This window comes from Streptomyces canarius (assembly GCF_014650735.1).
GTDB classification, from domain to species: Bacteria; Actinomycetota; Actinomycetes; order Streptomycetales; family Streptomycetaceae; genus Streptomyces; species Streptomyces olivaceoviridis.
In genome coordinates this window covers 114,987-137,358 of record NZ_BMVN01000020.1, presented here as the reverse complement: position 1 = coordinate 137,358, position 22,372 = coordinate 114,987, and the positions used below count along the sequence as shown (strand labels likewise).

At 72.1% G+C, this 22,372-nt stretch carries 19 protein-coding genes; 9 read left to right on the top strand and 10 right to left on the bottom strand.

All coding sequences use genetic code 11. The features are described 5' to 3' along the window. The first annotated feature begins 58 nt into the window (after positions 1-58). The gene (locus tag IE294_RS26545) at positions 59-952 is read left to right on the top strand and encodes an NUDIX hydrolase (RefSeq protein ID WP_189890193.1); all 894 of its coding nucleotides are present in this window, start codon (positions 59-61) and stop codon (positions 950-952) included. Continuing rightward, the gene (locus tag IE294_RS26540) at positions 949-1,779 is read left to right on the top strand and encodes an MBL fold metallo-hydrolase (RefSeq protein WP_189890192.1); all 831 of its coding nucleotides are present in this window, start codon (positions 949-951) and stop codon (positions 1,777-1,779) included. The genes IE294_RS26545 and IE294_RS26540 overlap by 4 nt, the downstream gene beginning before the upstream one ends. Positions 1,780-1,802: 23 nt before the next feature. Here IE294_RS26540 and IE294_RS26535 read toward each other — a convergent pair whose 3' ends face one another. Then, positions 1,803-2,624 (bottom strand): nucleotidyltransferase domain-containing protein, encoded by an 822-nt coding sequence (locus IE294_RS26535; protein ID WP_189890187.1) that lies wholly within the window; start codon positions 2,622-2,624, stop codon positions 1,803-1,805. 62 nt (positions 2,625-2,686) lie between these two features. Next, entirely contained in the window at positions 2,687-3,361 is a 675-nt protein-coding gene (locus tag IE294_RS26530; RefSeq protein ID WP_014674022.1) for a Crp/Fnr family transcriptional regulator, read from the bottom strand. Positions 3,362-3,702: 341 nt separating this feature from the next. Here IE294_RS26530 and nth point away from each other — a divergent pair, with 341 nt between their 5' ends. Genes nth through IE294_RS26515 form a run of 3 tightly spaced genes read left to right on the top strand, consistent with a single transcriptional unit; the run spans position 3,703 to position 6,661 of the window. Further along, positions 3,703-4,698, top strand: a complete 996-nt coding sequence (nth, locus tag IE294_RS26525; RefSeq protein WP_189890185.1) for an endonuclease III — start codon at positions 3,703-3,705, stop codon at positions 4,696-4,698. A gap of 55 nt (positions 4,699-4,753) precedes the next feature. Next, positions 4,754-5,449, top strand: coding sequence for an NUDIX hydrolase (locus IE294_RS26520; RefSeq protein ID WP_189816863.1), 696 nt, complete (start codon positions 4,754-4,756; stop codon positions 5,447-5,449). A gap of 12 nt (positions 5,450-5,461) precedes the next feature. Further along, complete coding sequence (locus tag IE294_RS26515; RefSeq protein ID WP_189890183.1) at positions 5,462-6,661, top strand: MarP family serine protease; 1,200 nt, start codon at positions 5,462-5,464, stop codon at positions 6,659-6,661. A 15-nt stretch (positions 6,662-6,676) separates the two neighbouring features. Here IE294_RS26515 and IE294_RS47835 read toward each other — a convergent pair whose 3' ends face one another. The 6 genes from IE294_RS47835 to IE294_RS26490 all read right to left on the bottom strand — a co-directional run bounded on the left by IE294_RS47835 (position 6,677) and on the right by IE294_RS26490 (position 14,560). Beyond that, positions 6,677-6,856, bottom strand: coding sequence for a hypothetical protein (locus IE294_RS47835; RefSeq protein ID WP_078629584.1), 180 nt, complete (start codon positions 6,854-6,856; stop codon positions 6,677-6,679). A 162-nt stretch (positions 6,857-7,018) separates the two neighbouring features. Beyond that, positions 7,019-7,942 (bottom strand): alpha/beta fold hydrolase, encoded by a 924-nt coding sequence (locus IE294_RS26510; RefSeq protein WP_189890182.1) that lies wholly within the window; start codon positions 7,940-7,942, stop codon positions 7,019-7,021. Further along, positions 7,939-8,427: a phage holin family protein gene (locus IE294_RS26505; protein WP_014674027.1), complete on the bottom strand. Its 489-nt coding sequence runs from the start codon at positions 8,425-8,427 to the stop codon at positions 7,939-7,941. The genes IE294_RS26510 and IE294_RS26505 overlap by 4 nt, the downstream gene beginning before the upstream one ends. Before the next feature lie 96 nt (positions 8,428-8,523). After that, positions 8,524-9,960: a Na+/H+ antiporter NhaA gene (gene nhaA / locus IE294_RS26500; RefSeq protein WP_189890180.1), complete on the bottom strand. Its 1,437-nt coding sequence runs from the start codon at positions 9,958-9,960 to the stop codon at positions 8,524-8,526. Positions 9,961-10,163: 203 nt separating this feature from the next. Then, positions 10,164-12,119, bottom strand: coding sequence for an acetate--CoA ligase (gene acs / locus IE294_RS26495; RefSeq protein WP_189890178.1), 1,956 nt, complete (start codon positions 12,117-12,119; stop codon positions 10,164-10,166). A 92-nt stretch (positions 12,120-12,211) separates the two neighbouring features. Next, complete coding sequence (locus IE294_RS26490) at positions 12,212-14,560, bottom strand: SulP family inorganic anion transporter (RefSeq protein ID WP_189890176.1); 2,349 nt, start codon at positions 14,558-14,560, stop codon at positions 12,212-12,214. Positions 14,561-14,898: 338 nt separating this feature from the next. On the opposite strand from IE294_RS26490, the gene IE294_RS26485 reads away from it, so the two are divergent. Then, positions 14,899-16,170: a polysaccharide deacetylase family protein gene (locus tag IE294_RS26485; RefSeq protein WP_189890174.1), complete on the top strand. Its 1,272-nt coding sequence runs from the start codon at positions 14,899-14,901 to the stop codon at positions 16,168-16,170. A 3-nt stretch (positions 16,171-16,173) separates the two neighbouring features. Here IE294_RS26485 and IE294_RS26480 read toward each other — a convergent pair whose 3' ends face one another. Beyond that, complete coding sequence (locus tag IE294_RS26480; protein ID WP_189890173.1) at positions 16,174-17,154, bottom strand: ATP-binding protein; 981 nt, start codon at positions 17,152-17,154, stop codon at positions 16,174-16,176. Positions 17,155-17,255: 101 nt separating this feature from the next. On the opposite strand from IE294_RS26480, the gene IE294_RS26475 reads away from it, so the two are divergent. Next, positions 17,256-18,080, top strand: a complete 825-nt coding sequence (locus tag IE294_RS26475; protein ID WP_189890171.1) for a Fic family protein — start codon at positions 17,256-17,258, stop codon at positions 18,078-18,080. Between the two features lie 431 nt (positions 18,081-18,511). Here IE294_RS26475 and IE294_RS26470 read toward each other — a convergent pair whose 3' ends face one another. Next, complete coding sequence (locus tag IE294_RS26470; protein WP_189890169.1) at positions 18,512-19,342, bottom strand: HAD family hydrolase; 831 nt, start codon at positions 19,340-19,342, stop codon at positions 18,512-18,514. 594 nt (positions 19,343-19,936) lie between these two features. Here IE294_RS26470 and ssd point away from each other — a divergent pair. Continuing rightward, positions 19,937-21,043: a septum site-determining protein Ssd gene (gene ssd, locus IE294_RS26465; RefSeq protein WP_189890166.1), complete on the top strand. Its 1,107-nt coding sequence runs from the start codon at positions 19,937-19,939 to the stop codon at positions 21,041-21,043. Then, entirely contained in the window at positions 21,040-22,230 is a 1,191-nt protein-coding gene (locus tag IE294_RS26460; protein WP_189890164.1) for a TadA family conjugal transfer-associated ATPase, read from the top strand. The genes ssd and IE294_RS26460 overlap by 4 nt, the downstream gene beginning before the upstream one ends. Positions 22,231-22,372: the final 142 nt, after the last annotated feature.

Below are 22,372 nucleotides of genomic sequence, written 5' to 3'. Positions count from 1 at the left end.
GGCCCGCTGACCTCGGGTACCTCTCGAACATTCGCCCTACACGGGATAGCCTCCGGCCATGGCGAACGGTCAGTGGTACCCCCCGGAGTGGCCCGACCGCATCCGCGCGCTCGCGGACGGCACCCTCACCCCGGTGACCCCGAGGCGCGCGGCCACGGTGCTGCTCCTGAAGGACACCCCGGACGGGCCGGTCGTCCACATGCTGCGCAGACGCGCCTCCATGGCCTTCGCCGGGGGCGCGTACGCGTATCCCGGGGGCGGCGTCGACCCGCGGGACGACGACCGCCAGATCCGCTGGGCGGGCCCCACGCGCGCGTGGTGGGCCGAACGGCTCGGCGTCGACGCGGCGGGCGCCCAGGCGATCGTCTGCGCGGCCGTGCGGGAGACCTACGAGGAGGCCGGCGTCCTGCTGGCCGGACCCGACCCGGACTCGGTCGTCGGCGACACCACCGGCGACGACTGGGAAGCCGACCGTGCCGCCCTGGTCGCGCGCGAGCTGTCCTTCGCCGAGTTCCTCGACCGGCGCGGCCTGGTGCTGCGCTCGGACCTGCTGGGCGCCTGGACCCGGTGGATCACCCCGGAGTTCGAGGCCCGCCGCTACGACACCTGGTTCTTCGTGGCCGCCCTCCCCGAGGGGCAGCGCACCCGGAACGCCTCCACGGAGGCCGACCGCACGGTGTGGATCCGCCCCGAGGAGGCCGCCGCCGGGTACGACAAGGGCGAGCTGCTGATGATGCCGCCCACCGTCGCCACCCTGCGCCAGCTGCTCCCGTACGGCAGCGCCGCCGAGGCGCTGGCCGCCGCTCCCGCGCGCGACATGACCCCGGTGCTGGCCCGGGCCCGCCTCCAGGACGGCGAGATCGTCCTCTCCTGGCCCGGACACGACGAGTTCACCAAGCACGTCCCGACCGCTCCGACGCCCGCTGAGACGACCGGTGGAGGCCCCGCATGACCGACGCAGCAGCCCTGCCGGGCCAGCCCCGGGGCGGAGTGCTCTCGGGCCCGGCCACCGAACGGGCCGTCAACGTGCTGGCGCCCAACGCCTCCGCGATGACCCTGGACGGCACCAACACCTGGATCGTCGCCGAGCCCGACTCCGACCTGGCCGTGGTGATCGACCCCGGGCCGCTGGACGACGGTCACCTGCGCAACGTCGTGGACACGGCCGAGAAGGCCGGCAAGCACATAGCCCTGACCCTGCTCACCCACGGCCATCCCGACCACGCCGAGGGCGCCGTCCGCTTCGCCGAACTGACCGCCACGCGCGTGCGTGCCCTCGATCCGGGCCTGCGGCTGGGCGACGAGGGGCTGGCCGCCGGAGACGTCGTCACCGTCGGCGGCCTGGAGCTGAGGGTCGTACCGACCCCCGGGCACACCGCGGACTCGCTGTCCTTCCACCTCCCGGCCGACCGGGCGGTGCTGACCGGCGACACCGTCCTCGGGCGCGGCACGACGGTCGTGGCGCACCCCGACGGCCGGCTCGGCGACTACCTGGACTCCCTGCGCCGCCTGCGGTCCCTGACGGTGGACGACGGCGTGCACACCGTCCTGCCGGGCCACGGGCCGGTCCTCGACGACGCCCAGGGCGCCGTCGAGTTCTACCTCGCCCACCGCGCCCACCGGCTCGCCCAGGTGGAGACCGCGGTCGAGAACGGCTACCAGACCCCGGCCCAGGTCGTCGCCCATGTGTACGCCGACGTCGACCGCTCGCTGTGGCCGGCGGCGGAACTCTCGGTCCGGGCCCAGCTGGACTACCTCAGCGAGCACGGGCTGATCTAGGGCGACGCCGGGAACGGCAGGGGCTAGTCCGGCCGCGGGGCCTTCACGCCGTGCACGCGCGTGTACTCCGTCGCGAGCCAGGGGCCCAGGTCGTCGACGTACGTCCGCAGGACGTCGGGGTCGCCGACCGGTTCACAGCCGTACTCGGCCGCCGTACGCAGCTGCGCGGCCCGCGGCGGGTAGTAGGCGCCGAACACCTCGGCCATCTCGCGCAGATCGCTGGTCCAGCCCTGCCAGCGGGGCATGACGAGCGTGAAGGCGGTACGGACGAGATGCCGGGACATGAAGCGCACGAGCGGCCGGCGGGCCTCCTCGGTGTCCTCCGCCCCGGCGATCCGTTCCCGCCAGCGCGGCAGCCACCGGGCGAGGTCGCCGTTGGTCTCGCGGGCCAGCAGGGAGTCGGGGCGGTAGCGGGGCAGGTGCGCGGCGAGGTCGTCACCGAGCAGCGGGGTGCACAGGCAGGCGACGAACCAGCCCATGTCATGGCGCTCCAGGTCGCTCAGCAGCCGCTCCCGGCCGTAGAGCGGCGTGCCGACGCCGTCGATCTGCGGGAACTCCCGGTCGACCGCCTCTCCGAGGACGCGTACGGCGTCCCGGTCGGCGTCGGTCGGCTCCTCGCGCAGGGCGACCAGGAGGTCCAGGTCGCTGCGCCCCACGCGCGCGGTGCCGCGCGGGACCGACCCGTAGAGGTAGGCGCTGTGCAAGCGGGTGCCGAAGACGGCCGGCAGCCGGTCCTGGACGGCGGCCACGACGGGGCGGAAGGGGGACCGCACGCGCGCGAGGGAACCTTCGCGGACGAAGCGGCCCTGGGCGTCGACGCCACCGGGGGCGGGGAGCACGGTCATGGACCTACTGTGCCGTCCGCCCACGCCCCGGGCAGCCGGGTTTTCCGGCCGCCGGGTCCGCGTCAGCGCGACCGCTTCGCCAGCCTCTCCACGTCCAGCAGGATCACGGCCCGCGCCTCCAGGCGGAGCCAGCCGCGCTGGGCGAAGTCCGCCAGCGCCTTGTTCACGGTCTCGCGGGAGGCGCCGACCAGCTGGGCCAGCTCCTCCTGGGTGAGGTCGTGGACGACGTGGATGCCCTCCTCGGACTGCACGCCGAAGCGGCGGGAGAGGTCCAGCAGGGCGCGCGCCACGCGGCCGGGGACGTCCGAGAAGACCAGGTCGGACATGGCGTCGTTGGTCTTGCGCAGACGGCGGGCGACGGCGCGCAGCAGGGCGCCGGCGACCTCGGGCCGGGCGTTGAGCCAGGGCTGGAGGTCGCCGTGGCCGAGACCGAGCAGCTTGACCTCGGTCAGCGCGGTCGCGGTGGCCGTGCGGGGGCCCGGGTCGAACAGCGACAGTTCGCCGATCAGCTCGCCGGGGCCGACGACGGCGAGCATGTTCTCGCGGCCGTCCGGGGAGGTGCGGTGCAGCTTGACCTTGCCCTCGGTGACGACGTACAGCCGGTCCCCGGGGTCGCCCTCGTGGAACAGGGAGTCGCCGCGTGCGAGGGTCACCTCACTCATGGAGGCGCGAAGCTCCGCGGCCTGCTCGTCGTCGAGAGCCGCGAAGAGCGGGTTGCGCCGCAGAACGTCGTCCACGAGTTCTCTCCTTGTCGACCTGCTCAGGGGATCTTGCTCCCCTATGTGCCAGGGGTCCGTGTTCCCCATTTTGCCGGACGGTCCAAACAGTGTGATCTGTCACAAGGATGCCGCACAGGTGTCCCGGGGTAAGCGTCAGGGGTCCGATCGGGGGCCGCTCAGCGGGCTCCGGCGCGGATGTCGGTGCCGGGCTTTAGGCTGGCCGGGTGTCCAAATCGCCGGTGAGAGCACAGGGCAAGGGGGCTGGGCGGGTGGTTGCGCGTCATGATTCCGCTGTGGGCGAACAGGATCCCGGTGGAAGTAATAAAACAGGCAAATCGGTCAAAAAGGCTGCCGTTGCCGTGAAGAAGACTTCGGCCGCGAAGAAGGCGCCTGCCGCCGAGAAGGCCCCTGCCGCGAAGAAGGCGCCTGCGGCCAGGAAGACCCCCGCCGCGAAGAAGAGCGCGACCGGCAAGAAGGCCCCGGCCATGAAGAAGGCCGCCGTCGTGAAGCAGGCCGCGTCCGTCGAGAAGCCCGCCAGGAAGGCCGCCCCCGTCAAGAAGATCGCCGTCACGCCCCCGTCCGGCGAGTCCCCCACCGCCCTGGTCCGCCGCGCCCGCCGGATCAACCGCGAGCTGGCCGAGGTGTACCCGTACGCCCACCCGGAACTGGACTTCGAGAACCCCTTCCAGCTGCTGGTCGCCACCGTGCTGTCGGCCCAGACCACCGACCTGCGGGTCAACCAGACCACCCCGGCGCTCTTCGCCAAGCACCCCACCCCCGAGGACCTCGCCGTCGCCAACCCGGAGGAGGTCGAGGAGATCCTGCGCCCCTGCGGCTTCTTCCGCGCCAAGACCAAGTCGGTCATAGGGCTCTCCAAGGCGCTCGTCGAGAACTTCGGCGGCGAGGTGCCCGGCACGCTGGAGGAGCTGGTCACGCTGCCCGGCGTGGGCCGCAAGACCGCCTTCGTCGTCCTCGGCAACGCCTTCGGCCGGCCCGGGATCACCGTGGACACCCACTTCCAGCGGCTGGTCCGGCGCTGGCAGTGGACCGACGAGACCGACCCCGACAAGATCGAGGCTGCCGTCGGCGCGCTCTTCCCCAAGAGCGACTGGACCGACCTGTCCCATCACGTGATCTGGCACGGCCGCCGTATCTGCCACGCTCGCAAGCCCGCCTGCGGCGCCTGTCCCATCGCCCCGCTCTGCCCGGCCTACGGCGAGGGCGAGACCGACCCGGAGAAGGCGAAGAAGCTGCTGAAGTACGAGAAGGGCGGCTTCCCGGGACAGCGGCTCAAGCCCCCGCAGGCCTACCTCGACGCGGGCGGCAGGCCGGCGCCGCCGCTGGGGGCCGCGTGACGGAACGATCTCGGGGCCCTCGGGCGTTGGAGAGTGCAGAGCGACGGGGGTGGCGATGACGAGGGCAAGTGACACACAGGGCGGTCCGGTGACGCTCAGCAAGGAAGGGCTGCCGGACTGGCTGGAGCCCGTCGTGCGCGCCGCCGAGACGATCCAGCCGCTCCAGCTGAGCCGGTTCCTGCCGCCGGAGAACGGCTCGGGGCGCCAGTCGGCCGTACTGATCCTGTTCGGCGAGGGGGAGCGGGGCCCGGAGCTGCTGCTCATGGAGCGCGCGGGCTCGCTGCGCTCCCACGCCGGACAGCCGTCGTTCCCGGGCGGCGCGCTGGATCCGGAGGACGGCGATCCGCAGGAGGAGGGCCCCCTGCGGGCCGCGCTGCGCGAGGCCGAGGAGGAGACCGGGCTTGACCCGTCCGGCGTGCAGCTCTTCGGCGTGCTGCCGAGGCTGTACATCCCGGTCAGCGGCTTCGTCGTCACCCCCGTGCTGGGCTGGTGGCGCAAGCCCAGCCCGGTCGGCGTCGTCGACCCGAACGAGACCGCGCGGGTCTTCACCGTCCCCGTGGCGGATCTCACGGACCCCGCCCACCGCGCCACGGCCGTCCATCCCCGTGGCCACAGCGGCCCGGCATTCCTGGTCGAATCGGCCCTGGTGTGGGGTTTCACGGCCGGGGTGATCGACCGCCTGCTGCACTTCGCGGGCTGGGAGCGCCCCTGGGACCGCGGCAAGCAGGTCCCGCTCGACTGGCACGCATGACAGGGTGATCCCGTGAACGTGCTGGACATCCTGCTGCTGGTCGCGGCCGTGTGGTTCGCGGTGGTGGGCTACCGCCAGGGCTTCGTCGTCGGCATCCTGTCGGTGATCGGGTTCCTGGGCGGCGGCCTGGTCGCCGTGTACGCGCTGCCCGTCCTCTGGGACGCCGTGACCGGCAAGGCCAAGGTCGGCACCACCGCCGCCGTCGTCGCCGTGGTCGTCGTGATCGTCTGCGCCTCCGTGGGCCAGGCCCTGACCACCCACCTCGGCAACAAGCTGCGCCGGCACATCATCTGGTCCCCGGCGCGCGCCCTGGACGCCACCGGCGGTGCCCTCGTCAACGTCGTCGCGATGCTCCTGGTCGCCTGGCTGATCGGTTCCGCCCTGGCCGGTACGACCCTGCCGACGCTCGGCAGGGAGGTACGCGGCTCCAAGGTCCTCCTCGGGGTCTCCCGGGCGCTGCCCGCGCAGGCCGACACCTGGTTCGCGGACTTCTCCTCCGTGCTCGCGCAGAACGGCTTCCCGCAGGTCTTCAGCCCGTTCGCCAACGAGCCGATCAAGGACGTACAGCCGCCCGACCCGGCCCTGGAGAGCAGCCCGGTCGCCTTCCACGCCCAGCGCTCCATCGTCAAGGTCACCGGCACCGCCCAGAGCTGCGGCAAGGTCCTTGAGGGCAGCGGGTTCGTCTTCGCCGACCGCCGCGTGATGACCAACGCGCACGTCGTCGGCGGGGTCGACGCGCCGCGCGTGCAGATAGGCGGAGAGGGCCGCAGGCACGACGCGAAGGTCGTCCTGTACGACTGGAAGCGCGACATCGCCGTACTCGACGTACCGGACCTGAAGGCGACCGCCCTGCGGTTCACCTCGCAGGACGCGGCCTGGGGCGACGGCGCGATCGTCGCGGGCTTCCCGGAGAACGGCTCGTACGACGTGCGCGCCGCGCGCGTGCGCGGGCGCATCACGGCCAACGGCCCCGACATCTACCACCGCGGCACGGTCCGCCGCGACGTCTACTCCCTCTACGCCACCGTCCGCCAGGGCAACTCCGGCGGCCCGCTGCTCACCCCGGACGGCAAGGTGTACGGCGTGGTGTTCGCCAAGTCCCTCGACGACGCGGACACCGGCTACGCCCTGACGGCGGACGAGATCCAGGCCGACATCGAGCGGGGGCGTACGGCGAACGAGCAGGTGGGTACGGACAGCTGCGCCCTGTAGGACGACGCGGCGCGTTCAGCCCCGCGGGTGACGCAGGCGCACCGAGACCCAGCGGGCCCGGCGGCGCAGGATGCGCGGGATCCCCACCCGGAGGTCCGCTTCCGCGAGTTGCGGGGTGCCTCGCTGAGGCGTGCTCAGACCCGTGGCCGAGCGGCGGTTGCGGGGTGCGTCACTGTAGTCGTGCGTCCAGCCCATACCCCGACGTGTGCCCCCACCCCAAGGTCGATAACCGCTTGTGCGCCCCCCAATTGGCCTATGCGGCAGGCATGTGGCCGTTCGGGGGACAACTGTTCAGGAAATCGGATACTCCACGCATCGAACCTTCACCGCACGGTCACCGAACGGGCGCCTGACGCCTCATCGGTCGGGCTCGGGGTCCTTGAGCCAGTTGATCAGTTCGGTGGAGAACGCCGCCGGGTCCTCCTCGTGCGGGAAGTGGCCGAGCCCGTCGAACAGCCGCCAGCGGTACGGCGCTTCGACGTACTCGCCCGAACCGGCCGCGCTGCGCGTCCGGGTCACCGGGTCCAGCGAGCCGTGCAGGTGCAGCGTCGGCACCCGTACGGGCCGCTTCATCCGGCGGTAGAACTGCACGCCGTCCGGCCGGGCCAGCGAACGCACCAGCCAGCGGTACGGCTCGATCGCGCAGTGCGCGGTGGACGGGATGCACATGGCCCGCCGGTACGTCTCCAGGGCCGCGTCCTGCGGCAGCCGCGGCCCGGACCAGTCCCGGATCAGCCGGCCCGCCAGCGCGCCCCCGTCGGCGGTCAGTTGGCGCTCGGGGATCCAGGGCCGCTGGAACCCCCAGATGTAGGAGTTGGCGGCCGTCTGCCGGGCGTCCCGCAGCATCGCCGCGCGCCAGCGCCGCGGATGCGGCATGGACGCCACCGCCAGGCGCCGCACGAGCTTGGGCCGCATGGCCGCCGCCGTCCACGCCAGGTAGCCGCCGAGGTCGTGGCCGACCAGCGCGGCGTCCGGCTCGCCGAGGGACCGGATCACCCCGGTGACGTCCAGCGCGAGGTTGGCGGGGTCGTACCCGCGGGGCGTGCGGTCGCTGCCGCCGACGCCCCGCAGGTCCATCGCCACCGCCCGGTAGCCCGCGTCCGCGAGCGCGGTCAGCTGGTGCCGCCACGTCCACCAGAACTGCGGGAAGCCGTGCAGCAGCAGGACCAGCGGGCCGTCGCCGAGCTCGGCGATGTGGAAGCGCGCGCCGTTCGCGGCGACGTCCCTGTGACTCCAGGGACCTTCGATCCGTACGGCCGAGGGAGCGGCGGGGTCCGTCATGACGACGAGCGTGCCACAGCCTCGATGGCCGCGGGAGCCCGGTCCTCGGGCAGCTCCGGACGCGGGTGCGGCTTGGCGTTCTGGAGGACGCCCGCCGACTGCTTCATCGAGGCCGCCACCTTCTGCGGGCCCTGGCTCTTCTTGGCCTTCTTCGCGAACACCGTGCCGATGAGCGCGAGGAGGCCGGCGACCAGCACGTTGGCCGCGAAGGACAGCACGAAGCAGATCGCCAGGTTCCAGTGGCTCCAGGTGCGAATGCCGTAGGCCAGGGCGAAGTTGAGCATCGGCAGGGAGAACACCAGTACCGCGCCCGCCATCGAGAAGGCGCCGCCGCTGACCGCGCCGCGCTTCACGTCCTGCTTGAGCTGGGCCTTGGCCAGCGCGATCTCGTCGTGCACCAGCGCCGACAATTCGGTCGTCGCCGAGGCGAACAGCTGGCCGATGCTGCGTTCGGCGCCGACCGGGCTGCCGTCGGGTGCGCTCATCGCGTTCTCCCTCAGAGGTCTCTCGTGGGTCTTACGTACCGTTGGGTCTTGCAGTGCCGTCTTGCGTACCGTCTTGATTTGTACCGTCTCGTCAGATCATGCCGGACGGCCGTCCTCCCCGCCTGCCCCGCCCGGCACTTCCCGAAGCCCGTGGCGCGCTTCGGCGGCCAGCCGGCGGTGTTCGGCGGCCTTGCGCTCGTGGATCTCGGCCATCCGGAGGTGGTACGCCGGGTCGTCCTGCTCGTAGACGTCCGGGATGCCGTCGAGGTCCTCGTCGCGCTCCTCCTCCTCGCACAGCCTGCGGTACTTGGCGTTGCGCAGCTTCAGCAGCACCGTCGCGCACGCCGTCGCGATCAGCGACCCGGTGAGGACCGCCGCCTTCACCTCGTCGGTCAGGACCGTGTCGCCCTCGAAGGCCAGCTCGCCGATGAGCAGCGAGACCGTGAACCCGATCCCGGCGAGCGTCGCCACCGCGAAGACGTCGGCCCACGCCAGGTCCTCGCTGAGCTGCGCGCGGGTGAAGCGGACCGTCAGCCAGGTGCCGCCGAAGATGCCGACCGCCTTGCCCACGACCAGGCCGAGCACCACGCCGAGCGTCTCGGGTCTCGTGAACACGTCCCCGAGCGCCCCGCCGGATATCGGCACACCGGCGCTGAACAGCGCGAACAGCGGTACGGCGAGCCCGGCGGACAGGGGCCGCACCAGATGCTCGATGCGCTCGGCCGGCGAGCGCTCCTCACCCTCCCGGGTGGTACAGCGCAGCATCAGGCCCATCGCCACGCCGGCGATGGTGGCGTGCACGCCGCTGTTGTACATCAGCGCCCAGACGACGACGCCGAGCGGCACGTACACGTACCAGCCGCGTACCCCCTTGCGCAGCAGCAGCCAGAAGACCGCGAGTCCGGCGGCGGCCCCGCCGAGGGCGGCGAAGTTCAGCCGGTCGGTGAAGAAGACCGCGATGATCAGTATGGCGAAGAGGTCGTCGACGACCGCGAGCGTGAGCAGGAAGGCGCGCAGGGCGCTGGGCAGTGAGGTGCCGATGACCGCGAGGACGGCGAGCGCGAAGGCGATGTCGGTGGCGGTGGGCACCGCCCAGCCCTGCGTGGAGCCGTGCCCGGCGACGTTGGTGAGGGTGTACACGAGCGCCGGTGCGGCCATCCCGCACAGCGCCGCCACCACGGGCAGCGCGGCCGCCCGGGGGTCGCGCAGGTCACCGGCGACCAGCTCGCGCTTGAGCTCGATGCCGGCGACGAAGAAGAACACGGCGAGCAGGCCGTCGGCGGCCCAGTGGGCGACGGAGAGGTGCAGGCCGAGGGCTCCGGGGCCGGCGTGGAAGTCGCTGACCGTCTCGTAGCCGTGGCGGATGCCGGGGACGTTCGCCCAGACCAGCGCGGCCACGGCGGCGAGGAGCAGCAGCACACCGCCGACGGTCTCGGTGCGCAGCGCGTCCGCGACGAAGGAGCGCTCGGGCAGCGACAGGCGGCCGAGGACCTTGCGGGGGGCGGTGCGGATGCGGGGGCGGTGCGCGGTCACGGGAGACCTCCGGGGCAGGCGGGACTCACATGCCGACCAGACTTCCCGGCGCACCTGGCGTGCCGCTCCGTACGGCACTTTGTTTACTTTACCTAACGTGCCGTACGCCCGGGTCCGCGATCTCCACCGTGGACGCCCGAGGGGAACCGGCACGTTCGCCGGCCGGGTGCCCCTCGGGGTGCCGCTCAGTCCTCCCGTTCCGTTCAGTCCTCGCTGGGCGATGCGGGCAGCTTGGCCTGGATGAGGTCCATGACCGTGGAGTCCGTCAGCGTGGTCACGTCACCGAGCTGGCGGTTCTCGGCGACGTCCCGCAGCAGACGGCGCATGATCTTGCCGGAGCGGGTCTTCGGCAGCTCCGCCACCGGCAGGATCCGCTTGGGCTTGGCGATCGGGCCGAGCGTGGCGCCGACGTGGTCGCGCAGCTCCCCGACGAGCGCCTCGTTCTCCGAGGCCGTGCCGCGCAGGATGACGAACGCGACGATGGCCTGGCCGGTGGTCTCGTCCGCGGCGCCGACGACGGCGGCCTCGGCGACCGACGGGTGCGAGACGAGCGCCGACTCCACCTCGGTGGTGGAGATGTTGTGCCCGGAGACGAGCATCACGTCGTCCACCCGGCCCAGCAGCCAGATGTCCCCGTCCTCGTCCTTCTTCGCGCCGTCACCGGCGAAGTACCTGCCCTCGAAGCGGGACCAGTAGGTGTCGAGGAACCGCTGGTCGTCGCCCCAGATGGTGCGCAGCATCGACGGCCACGGTTCGGTCAGCACCAGGTAGCCACCGCCGCCGTCGGGCACCTCGTTCGCCTCGTCGTCGACGACGGTCGCGCTGATGCCGGGCAGCGGACGCTGCGCGGAGCCGGGCTTGGCCTCGGTGACGCCGGGCAGCGGCGAGATCATCATGGCGCCGGTCTCGGTCTGCCACCAGGTGTCCACGACCGGCGTCCTGTCGGCGCCGATGTGCTTGCGGTACCAGATCCACGCCTCGGGGTTGATGGGCTCGCCCACCGAGCCGAGGACGCGCAAGGAGGACAGGTCGAACTTGGCGGGGATGTCGTCGCCCCACTTCATGAACGTCCGGATCGCGGTCGGCGCCGTGTAGAGGATCGTGACCTTGTACTTCTGCACGATCTCCCAGAACCGGCCCTGGTGCGGGGTGTCCGGCGTGCCCTCGTACATCACCTGCGTCGCACCGTTGGCCAGCGGGCCGTACACGATGTACGAGTGCCCGGTCACCCAGCCGACGTCGGCCGTGCACCAGTACACGTCCGTCTCCGGCTTGAGGTCGAAGACCGCCCAGTGGGTGTAGGCCGTCTGGGTGAGGTAGCCGCCGGAGGTGTGCAGGATGCCCTTCGGCTTCCCCGTGGTGCCGGAGGTGTAGAGGATGAACAGCGGGTGCTCGGCCTCGAACGCCTCGGGGGTGTGCTCGGCCGACTGGCGGGCGACGATGTCGTCCCACCACACGTCCCGGCCCTCGGTCCAGGCCACCTCCTGGCCGGTGCGGCGGACCACGAGCACGTGCTCGACGTTGTCCACCTTGCCGATCGCCTCGTCCACCGCGGGCTTGAGCGCGGACGGCTTGCCGCGCCGGTAGCCGCCGTCGGCGGTGATGATCACCTTGGCGTCCGCGTCCTGGATCCGGGTCGCGAGCGCGTCCGCCGAGAAGCCGCCGAAGACGACCGAGTGCGCGGCGCCGATCCGGGCGGAGGCCAGCATCGCGATCGCGGTCTCCGGGATCATCGGCATGTAGATGGCGACGCGGTCGCCCTTGCGCACGCCCAGCTCCAGCAGGGCGTTGGCGGCCCGGGAGACCTCGTCCTTCAGCTCCGCGTAGGTGATCGCCCGGCTGTCACCGGGCTCACCCTCGAAGTGGATGGCGACGCGGTCCCCGTGTCCGGCCTCCACATGCCGGTCCACGCAGTTGTAGGCGACGTTCAGCTCGCCGTCCTTGAACCACTTCGCGAACGGCGGGTTCGACCAGTCCAGCGTCTCGGTCGGTTCCTTGGCCCAGGTCAGCCGACGGGCCTGCTCGGCCCAGAAGCCGAGCCTGTCAGCCTTGGCCTGTTCATACGCCTCCGCGGTGACGTTGGCGTGTGCTGCCAGGTCGGCGGGGGGCGCGAACCTGCGTTCTTCCTTGAGCAGGTTGGCCAGGCTCTCGTTGCTCACGACATCTCCCTCTCGAAGGGTGTCCGTTGTGTCCCAGGCCACAGCTCATCAGACACGGGGGTCCGATGACAAGGGTCGACCGAAAAATTGGTTTAGACCTGTCCGGGGCTCGTGACCCACACCCCTTCGCGTGCCTCCTCACCTCCGCCGATGCCTCCCGCGACGTCCTCGAACACCACTGCCTCCTCCGTCCCCGCGAGCAGGTAGGCCTGGGCCTCGCCCACGTGGAAATACATGCCGTGCAGTTCCAGCGCCCCCTCGGCCAGCGCCCGGGCCACCGGCCCGTGCTCCCTCAGATGCGCCAACTGCTGGACCACGTTGGTCAGGCACAGCAGCTCCACCGTGTCCGCGGGCTCCCGCCCGGCCAGCCGGGGCCGCCCGGGAGGATCGCCGGCCGTTCGCGCCAGGCTCGGCAGCCCGTGCCGCAGCCACCGCTGGAGCGGGGTGCCGTCCCCCTGGCCGGCCCCCGTGGTCAGCAGTGCCTGCATCGCCCCGCACCCGGAGTGCCCGCACACCGTGATCGAGCGCACCCCGAGCACGTCCACCGCGTACTCGATGGCGGCGGCCACCGAGTCGTCGCCGTGCTCCTCGCCCGGCGGCGGCACCAGGTTGCCGACGTTGCGGACGACGAACAGGTCGCCGGGACCACTGGCAGTGATCATCGACGTGACGAGCCGGGAGTCGGCGCAGGTCAGGAAGAGCTGGGAGGGCCGCTGGCCCTCCCGGGCGAGCCGCGCCAGCTCCTCCCGCACCAGCGGGGCGGTGTTCCGCTGGAACGAGCTGATGCCACGGGCCAGTTCCCGGCCGGCCCCCTGCCCTTCCCGGACGGCCGGGGCTGCGGCGAAGCATGCCTGGTGGTTGCGCCAGGGGGTCCAGGGGCGGCACCGGCACTCGGTGGCCGGGGCCCGCTCGGCGGTCCGGATTCCGTCGCGCCGGCCGGCGAGCTCGGCCGTGCCTCCCCGCGCGGTGTGGGAGCTGCGCCAGTCCTGCAACGACTCGTACGCCGCGTGGTCCATGAACGAGCCGTCCAACTCCACGACGGCGTGGGCGCCTTGGGGTACGAGATGCAGGGTCCGGCTGAGCCGGGGCACCGCGAGGAAGGTCAGCTGACCTCGGACGCGTACGTGATGGACTCCTTCCTTCTCGTGGTGGGTGATGCGGGTGCGGGCGAGGCGGTGCAGGGCGACGGCGACCGCCACGGCGACCCCGAGGAACACGCCCTGGAGGACGCCGAGGGCCACCACGCCGAGTGTGGTCACGGCGTAGACCGGCACTTCGCGGTGGCGCGTCACCGTGCGGATGTGGTGCAGGGACACCATCTGGATGCCGACGGCCATCACCAGGGCGGCGAGGGAGGCGAGCGGGATCTCCTCCAGGACCGGGACCATCAGCAGCGCGGCGACTACTACGAGAACGCCGTGCACCATCGTGGAGTTCCGGCTGACGGCACCTGAATTCACATTCGCGGTACTGCGCACCGCCACGCCCGCGATCGGCAGCCCGCCGAGGGTGCCGGAGACGATGTTGGCGGCGCCCTGGCCGAGCAGCTCCCGGTCCAGGTCCGAGCGGCCGATGCGGGACTGCGGGCCGGTGCGGGCGGCGACCAGCTTGTCCACGGCCACCGCACCGAGCAGCGACTGCACGCTGCACACCAGGGTGGTGGTGAGCACGGCGGCCACCAGGCCGAGAGCCGGACCCTCGGGCAGCCCGGCCAGGGCGTGGCTGTGCCAGGACGGCAGCTCGACCCGGGGGAGGCTCAGGCCGGTGAGGGCGGCGGTCGCGGCGGCTCCGGTGACGGCGACGAGGGCGGCCGGCACCCTGCGCAGCAGCCGGCCGGCGCGGCCGGGCAGGCGGGGCCAGGCCAGCAGCAGGGCCAGGGTCAGCACGCTCATCGACATGGCGGCCGGGTGCAGGTCGGCCAACTGGGCGGGCAGGGCGCGCAGGTTGGCGAGGACGGAGCTGTCCGGGTTGCCGCCGAGGACGATGTGCAGCTGGGCGACGGCGATGGTGATGCCGATGCCGGCCAGCATGCCGTGCACCACGGCCGGGCTCACCGCGAGTGCCCCGCGCGCCACCCGCAGGCAGCCGAGACCGAGCTGGGCGAGACCGGCGAGGACGGTGATGCCGCAGGTGACCCGCCAGCCGTAACGGTGGATCAGGTCGGCGGTGACCACGGTGAGTCCGGCGGCGGGACCGCTGACCTGGAGGGGGCAGCCGCCCAGCCGCCCGACGACGATTCCGCCGACCGCGGCGGCGACGAGTCCGGCCTGGAGCGGGGCGCCGGTGGCCAGGGCGATGCCGAGGGAGAGCGGCAGGGCGATCAGGAAGACCGCGACGGCCGCGGACAGATCGGCGCCCGCGACGGGGAAGCGGCGGCGGGTCGGTGCGGGGTTGTGCGGCGGGTGGGGGTGCGGGGTGTGAGGGGGTGCGCAGGCGGACATGTTCCCGTCTCCTCCGGGGCGGCGCGGTCGCGGACTGGGTGGGAGCCGCGGCGATGGGCGGGCTCGGTCGCGGCCGTGGGTCACGGCGTGCAGCGGCGGGATGGATCAACGCTCGGTAAAAGAACCGTAATGCCGAGTAAAGCCAAAGCATAGTTTTGTGGGGCGAAAGGGGTGGAAGATCGCCCGCTTGAGTGAAGTGGGCATTTGATCGGCTTGTCGTACTAACTCCTTCTCGGTCCCGTGCGACCTTGGCGGCGCTGCCGGTGCGAACCCGGCACATCACTCGAAAACGGCCCTCGTCAGGGGGTGCCTGAGAGAAGGAAGAAGGTGGGCGGAACATGGCCGCCACCCAGAGGATCGCCGTCGCCGCCATGGTCGCCGCGGCCTGTGCGGCGTCGTTCGCCGGTTGCGCGACCGACTCCAGCGGCACCAAGAAAGGGGCGCCCGGCCCGGGGCAGGCGGCGCCGGCGCCGGCGCCGGGCAGTGTGCTCAGGCTGATCGGCGACGGTTCCACCGCCTACACCGGATCCCAGCCGTATCTGCCCCGGCCCGAGCGGCTGAGCCCGGGTCAGAAGCCCCCTCAGTTCGTGGTGTTCTCCTGGGACGGCGCGGGCGAGGACAGCCAGAAGCTGTTCTCGCACTTCCGCAAGGTCGCCAAGGAGAACAACGCGACCATGACGTACTTCCTCAGCGGCGTGTACCTGCTGCCGGAGGAGAAGCGTGACCTGTACAAGCCCCCGCAGCACTCGCCGGGTCGCTCCGACATCGGCTTCAACGATGAGCAGGGCATCACCGACACCCTCAAGCAGGTGCGGCTGGCCTGGCTGGAGGGCAACGAGATCGGCACCCACTTCAACGGTCACTTCTGCGGGCCCGACGGCGGGGTCGGCACCTGGTCGGTGGAGGAGTGGAAGAGCGAGATCGCCCAGGCCAAGAACTTCGTGAAGTCCTGGCGGACCAACACCGGCATGAAGCGGGCGGCTCCGCTGCCCTTCGACTACGACAAGGAGCTGATCGGCGCCCGCACCCCCTGCCTGGAAGGCCGGAAGAACTTCGTCAAGGCCGCCCGCCAGCTGGGCTTCCGCTACGACTCCAGCGGAGTCGACGACCAGGTCTGGCCCAAGAAGAAGGAGGGCCTGTGGGACCTGTCGATGCAGTTGGTGCCCTTCCCGGGCCACACCTATGAGCAGCTGACCATGGACTACAACTTCATGGTCAACCAGTCCGGCACCAAGACCCAGGGCGACCCCGACAAGTTCGACTACTGGGGTGCCCAGATGCGGGACGGACTCGTCAAGGGCTTCTACCGCGCCTACGACGGCAACCGCGCGCCCCTGATCATCGGCAACCACTTCGAGTCCTGGAACGGCGGCACCTACATGCGCGCCGTCGAAGACGTGGTCAAGACGGTGTGCACCAAGCCCGAGGTGCGCTGTGTCTCCTTCCACCAGCTGGCCGACTGGCTCGACGCCCAGGACCCGGGGACCCTGGCCAAGCTGCGCACCCTGAAGGTGGGCGAGGCCCCACGGCAGGGCTGGGCGTCCTTCCTGTCCGGCCACCCGGCTCCGGCGCCCAAGGGTGTGCCCGGGGCGCCGGCGGACGAGTCGTAGACGTCAGGCCGCAGTCGCCACACTTTCGCCGAGCACGAAGTGGGGGTCGACCTGCGCCGCCAGGTCGGCCCCGGTGCGCTCGTTGCCCCAGGACTCGGCGTTCTTCAGGTGGAAGTGCACCATCTGGCGGGTGTAGCGCTCCCAGTCGCGCTGCTCGTAGGTGGCGTCGACGGTGGCCTTGAGCAGGTCCAGGGCGCGGGCGTTGGGCTCCTCCAGGAGGGCGAACCGGGGCGGGCGGCCCTTCTCCATGGCGCGCACCCAGTCCGAGCGCCCGACCGTCACGAGCAGGTCGTCCCCGACCTCCTCGCGCAGGAAGTCGAGGTCGTCCGGGTCCTGGGTCTTGTTGCCGACGACCTTGAGGGCGACGCCGAAGTCACGGGCGTACTCCTTGTACTGGCGGTAGACGGAGACCCCCTTCCGGGTCGGCTCCGCGACGAGGAACGTCATGTCGAAGCGGGTGAACATGCCGGAGGCGAAGGAGTCCGAACCGGCCGTCATGTCGACCACGACGTACTCGTCGGGGCCGTCGACGAGGTGGTTCAGGAACAGCTCCACCGCTCCCGTCTTGGAGTGGTAGCAGGCGACCCCCAGGTCGGCGTCCGTGAAGGGGCCCGTGACCATCAAACGGGCGGCGCCGCCGTCGAGTTCCACCGGGCGCGCGCAGGCGTCGTAGACCGGGTTGGGCTCGCGCACCCCGACCAGTCGCGAGCCCTCGCCGGGCGGGGTCGTCTTGATCATCGTCGCGGCCGAGGCGATGCGCGGGTTGGTGCCGCGCAGGTAGTCCTTGATCAGCGAGAGCTGTTCGCCCATGGCGGGCAGTGCCGCCGCCTCCTCCTCGCCGAGGCCGAGCGCGGGGCCGAGGTGCTGGTTGATGTCCGCGTCGATGGCGACCACCGGGGCGCCGGAGGCGACGAGATGGCGGATGAAGAGGGAAGAGAGCGTGGTCTTGCCGCTGCCGCCCTTCCCGACGAAAGCAATTTTCATGTTCACCAAGAGTAGTCGAGCGATAGCTGTATGTGTCACGCGGCAGTGAAGAAGACCACTCCTTCGTGGGGTGGGCCGACGGGGTGCGTAGTGTCGTACTCATGAGTACGACAGGCGCGACCGCCGATCCGCTCGCGGCCCTGGGCTCGCTGCCCGGTGTGGCCGAGTCCGTTGAGTCCGTGCGCAAGGCCGTGGACCGGGTCTACGGGCACCGGATCATGCGACGTCGCAGCAACGAGATCACCTCCGAGGCGGCCCTGCGCGGCGCCCGTGGCTCGGCGGCGCTGTCCGGCGCGGACTGGGCCCTGGAGGAGGTGCGCCGCCGCACCGACTTCGGTGTCGACGCCGAGGCCCGCGTCATGGGCGCGGCCCTGCGGCTCACCGCGGAGGCGGGGCAGCTGCTGTCCATCTGGCGCCAGTCGCCCCTGCGGGTGCTGGCCCGGCTGCACCTGGTGGCCGCGGCGAGCGGCGAGGACCAGGTCGGCAGGCCGCGTCTGGCCGGCGAGCCGGTCGACGAGCCGCTGGTCGAGCTGCCGCTGCCGGACGCCGAGGAGGTCTCGGGCCGGCTGGAGGGGCTGGCTGACCTGATCATCGCCGGCACATCCGCGCCCGCGCTCGTCACGGCCGCCGTGGTGCACGGCGAACTGCTCGCGCTGCGCCCCTTCACCTCTCACAACGGCCTGGTCGCGCGCGCGGCCGAGCGGATCGTGCTGATCGGCAGCGGACTGGACCCGAAGGCGGTCTGCCCGGCCGAGGTGGGCCACGCCGAACTGGGCCGGGCCTCCTACCTGGCCGCCCTGGACGGGTACGTCTCCGGCACCCCCGAGGGCATGGCCGGCTGGATCGCCCACTGTGGCCGGGCGGTCGAACTGGGCGTACGCGAGTCGACGGCGGTGTGCGAGGCGCTCCAGCGCGGCGCGGCCTGACCACCCCGGCGAGCAAGCTCCGGGCCGCGGAACCCCGGAGGGCCGAGAAACCCCGGAGGGCGGGGAGCCGCGGACAGCGCAGGCCCGGGACGGTGCGGCGGGGCGTCCTGACAAGGGTTGCGGCGGTACGAGGTGCTCGTACCGCCGCCGGCATGATCACCGGGTTACCAAGCGTCCTCGATATGTCGCCCATCAGGTCGGGATCTTTGCCCGTCACCTGGTGCGGCTGGCCCGTAATCGACGGGTCGACGTCGCGTGGGTGCCCGGTTTCATGCTGGGTCCGTGGGGCCAATGCGTAGTGGTAGGGGATCCTCTCGGATGTCCTTTGGTCTCGCGGGCCTAGGTTCTTTGTACCGCGAGCCGGGAGGAAGCGGAACCCCTGCCTGTACTTCTTTACTTTCAGGTTCAAACAGGGTGAAACGGGCGCCGGTTCAGGCCGTGCCACGGCGCCGGCTCGTGTACCAGACGAAGCCGGCGGTGGCCGCTGCCGCCCCTATGGCCGCCGCGGCGACCAGCGCCGGGCGGGGCGGGACGGAGAACGCGGGCAGTCGCTTCTTGAGGCGGACCGGGTGGCGGAACTCCAGAATCGGCCACCCACGCGCGAAGGCCTCGCGGCGCAGCGCGCGGTCCGGGTTCACGGCGTGCGGGTGCCCGACGGCCTGGAGCATCGGCAGGTCGGTCGCCGAGTCGCTGTAGGCGTAGCAGCGGTCGAGGTCGTAGCCCTCGGATACGGCCAGCTCCCTGATGGCCTCGGCCTTCGTCGGGCCGTAGGCGTAGTACTCCACCTCTCCGGTGAAACAGCCGTCGTCACCGACGATCATGCGGGTGGCGACCACTCGGTCCGCGCCCAGCAGTTCCCCGATCGGCTCGACCACCTCGGCGCCCGAGGTGGACACGATCACCACGTCCCGGCCGGCCGCATGGTGCTCCTCGATGAGGGAGGCGGCCTCGTCGTAGATGATCGGGTCGATCAGCTCGTGCAGGGTCTCGGCGACGATCTCCCGCACCTGCTGGACGTTCCAGCCGCGGCACAGTGCGGAGAGATACTCGCGCATGCGCTCCATCTGGTCGTGGTCCAGACCGCCGGCCAGGAAGACGAACTGGGCATATGCGGTACGCAACGCGGCCCTGCGGTTGATCAGCCCGCCTTGGTAGAAGGACTTGCTGAAGGTGAGGGTGCTGGACTTCGCAATGACCGTCTTGTCCAGGTCAAAGAAGGCCGCTGCGCGGGGCAAGGAGTGGTTTTCCACGTCCCTGAGCATAGGCGCCCACCATTCGGCGTAAGGTGGGGCGTGTGGGTTTGCCTGAGAGGGCTCTCGGGTACACCATGGAAGTCACGGATCGTTCGCGACCGTGCTAACCCGGTCCGACTCCTCCCCCCCCGAGTCGGCCGTGGGGACGACCCCCGCTCTCCCCCCCGGCGGGGGTCGTCGCATGTCCGGATGGGTTTTCTCCCTCCTCCCCTTCCTTGACGCGGCCGTACGGCAGGCATTGCTCCGCCGTGGGCCGCGCTCGCGGCATGCCCATGATCGGTGACGCAGGGTAATCGTCAGGCTGCTCTGTGGATATCGCGCACGCGCCGGTGCGGGGCTCACCGGTATGAGTGACGGAGATATTCACAGGGTCCGGGTTGTCCACAGTTATCGACCAAGATCCACATCATTTCGCGGATCACTGCACCGTGATTCCAGCGCACTCCGGCCGAGGCGAGTTCATCGCCGGGTCCGATTGCCGGAGCGCGTATGGCCGGTTCCTATCGGCCGTTCATATGGAGGCCGCTTGCCGGTTCTTCACACCTTTGGGAAATCGCGTGGTCGCAGGGGCTGCGCGGCCCATGCAGCGAAGGGGGAACACCCGTGACCGGAACCGTCACCCACGACCCGCCGCCCGGCCCCGCAGACCGGCCCGGACGGCCGCTCATCGTCACCGAGGACGCCGTCCTCCTGGACGATCTGCTGCGCCTGTGCGCGGCGGCGGGCGCCACACCCGAGGTCCACCACGCCGTACCGGAGTCCGGCGACGGCTGGGCGGTCGCCCCGCTCGTACTCGTCGGCGACGACGCCGCCCACCGGATGTGCGGCGCCGCGCGCCGGCCCGGAGTGGTGCTGGTGGGCCGCGACCAGGACGACCCGGGGGTGTGGAAACGAGCCGTCCGGATCGGCGCCGACCACGTCCTGATGCTCCCCGACGGCGAACCCTGGCTGGTCGATCGCATCGCCGACGTCGCCGAGGGCATCGGCCGCCCGGCCCTCACCGTCGGGGTGATCGGCGGCCGGGGCGGAGCCGGCGCGTCCACGCTCGCCTGCGCGCTCGCCGTCACCTCCGCGCGTGAGGGACTGCGCACCCTCCTGGTGGACGCCGATCCGCTGGGCGGCGGGCTCGACGTACTCCTCGGCGGCGAGAGCGCCGAAGGGCTGCGCTGGCCCGCTTTCGCCGCCTCCCGGGGCCGGGTCGGCGGCGGCGCCCTGGAGGAGTCACTGCCCGAGCTGCACTCCCTGCGCGTGCTCAGCTGGGACCGCGGCGACTGCGTCGCCGTTCCGCCTCCCGCGGTCCGTGCGGTGCTGGCAGCCGCCCGGCGGCGCGGCGGCACGGTCGTCGTCGACCTGCCCCGACGCCTCGACGACGGGGTCGCCGAGGCCCTCGCCCAGCTCGACATGGCCCTGCTCGTCGTCCCGGCCGAGCTGCGGGCCGTCGCAGCCGCCGGCCGCGTCGCCTCCGTCGTCGGAATGGTCGTGCGGGACCTGCGGGTCGCGGTTCGCGGGCCGTACGCACCCGGCCTGGACGACCACGAGGTGGCCCGGCTGCTCGGCCTGCCGCTGGCCGGCGAGGTGCCCGTCGAACCGGCGCTGCTGCGCCCGCGGGGTGGCGCGAAACCGCCGGGCGCGACCGGACGCGGACCGCTCGCCCGTTTCTGCACGCACTTCTGGGAGCGGGCGCTGGTCGAGACGGGAGGCATCCGATGACGCTGCCCGGACTCGACCGGGCCGACGGCGCGGCCCTGCTCGACGGCGTCCGCCGCCGTCTCGCCGAGAGCGGCGCCGAACCCACGCCTGCGCGCGTGGCCCAGGCCCTGCGCGAACAGGGCCGGGTGCTCGGCGACGCGGAAGTCCTCGGCGCCGCCGCGCACCTGCGGTCCGAACTCGTCGGCACCGGTCCCCTGGAACCCCTGCTCGCCGACCCGGACGTCACCGACGTCCTGGTCTCCGCCCCGGACCGGGTCTGGGTGGACCGCGGCGGCGGCCTGGAGCTGACCCCGGTGACCTTCCCCGACGCGGCTGCCGTACGACGCCTCGCGCAGCGGCTGGCCGCCGTGGCCGGACGCAGGCTGGACGACGCCCGGCCCTGGGCGGACGCCCGGCTGCCCGACGGCACCCGGCTGCACGCGGTGCTGCCCCCGGTCGCCGTCGGCTGCACCTGCCTCGCCCTGCGGGTGGTACGGCCCCGGGCCTTCACCCTGGAAGAGCTCGTCGCGGCCGGCACGGTGCCACCCGGCGGCGACCGGATCCTGAGGGCGCTGCTCGACGCCCGGCTGTCCTTCCTCGTCAGCGGCGGCACCGGCTGCGGCAAGACGACCCTGCTCAGCGCACTGCTCGGGCTCGTCGGACCCGGCGAGCGGATCGTGCTCGCCGAGGACTCGGCCGAGCTGAGGCCGGACCACCCGCACGTCGTCCGGCTGGAGACCCGGCCCGCCAACCAGGAGGGCGCCGGTCTGGTCACCCTGGAGGACCTGGTGCGGCAGGCGCTGCGGATGCGGCCGGACCGGCTGGTCGTCGGCGAGGTGCGCGGCCCCGAGGTCGTGCATCTGCTCGCGGCCCTCAACACCGGTCATGAAGGCGGATGTTGCACGGTCCACGCCAACGCGGCGGCGGATGTGCCGGCCCGGCTGGAGGCGCTGGCCACGGCCGCCGGGCTGGACCGGGCCGCGCTCCACAGCCAGTTGGCGGCGGCCCTGTCCGTGGTGGTGCACCTCGTACGGGACCGGTCCGGGCGGCGCCGGATCGCCGAGGTGCACGTGCTGGAGCGGGACACCACCGGGCTGGTGCGGACGGTACCGGCCCTGCGCTGGGGCGAGCGGGCGTTCGTGCGGGAGCGGGGGTGGGGGCGGTTGCGGCACCTGCTGGGGGACGCGGGGGAGCGCGGGGACGACTGAGGGGTGGCACGGCGGGCGGGCGGCGAGTGGGGGTGGTGGCCGTTTGGTCCGGCCAGGGGGATCGGTGGGGCGAGTGCGTTCGGGCGGGGCGGTACATGCGGCGGTGCATGCGGGTGGTGCATGCAGGCGGGGACGGTGCGTT

Coding starts and splice junctions, on each gene's coding strand:
- IE294_RS26470 (WP_189890169.1), bottom strand. CDS start 19,342: ATGCTCAGGGACGTGGAAAACCACTCCTTGCCCCGCGCAGCGGCCTTC.
- IE294_RS26520 (WP_189816863.1), top strand. CDS start 4,754: ATGACGAGGGCAAGTGACACACAGGGCGGTCCGGTGACGCTCAGCAAG.
- IE294_RS26490 (WP_189890176.1), bottom strand. CDS start 14,560: ATGTCCGCCTGCGCACCCCCTCACACCCCGCACCCCCACCCGCCGCAC.
- IE294_RS26505 (WP_014674027.1), bottom strand. CDS start 8,427: ATGAGCGCACCCGACGGCAGCCCGGTCGGCGCCGAACGCAGCATCGGC.
- IE294_RS26475 (WP_189890171.1), top strand. CDS start 17,256: ATGAGTACGACAGGCGCGACCGCCGATCCGCTCGCGGCCCTGGGCTCG.
- IE294_RS26485 (WP_189890174.1), top strand. CDS start 14,899: ATGGCCGCCACCCAGAGGATCGCCGTCGCCGCCATGGTCGCCGCGGCC.
- IE294_RS26535 (WP_189890187.1), bottom strand. CDS start 2,624: ATGACCGTGCTCCCCGCCCCCGGTGGCGTCGACGCCCAGGGCCGCTTC.
- IE294_RS26510 (WP_189890182.1), bottom strand. CDS start 7,942: ATGACGGACCCCGCCGCTCCCTCGGCCGTACGGATCGAAGGTCCCTGG.
- IE294_RS26460 (WP_189890164.1), top strand. CDS start 21,040: ATGACGCTGCCCGGACTCGACCGGGCCGACGGCGCGGCCCTGCTCGAC.
- IE294_RS26540 (WP_189890192.1), top strand. CDS start 949: ATGACCGACGCAGCAGCCCTGCCGGGCCAGCCCCGGGGCGGAGTGCTC.
- IE294_RS26545 (WP_189890193.1), top strand. CDS start 59: ATGGCGAACGGTCAGTGGTACCCCCCGGAGTGGCCCGACCGCATCCGC.
- IE294_RS47835 (WP_078629584.1), bottom strand. CDS start 6,856: ATGGGCTGGACGCACGACTACAGTGACGCACCCCGCAACCGCCGCTCG.
- IE294_RS26480 (WP_189890173.1), bottom strand. CDS start 17,154: ATGAAAATTGCTTTCGTCGGGAAGGGCGGCAGCGGCAAGACCACGCTC.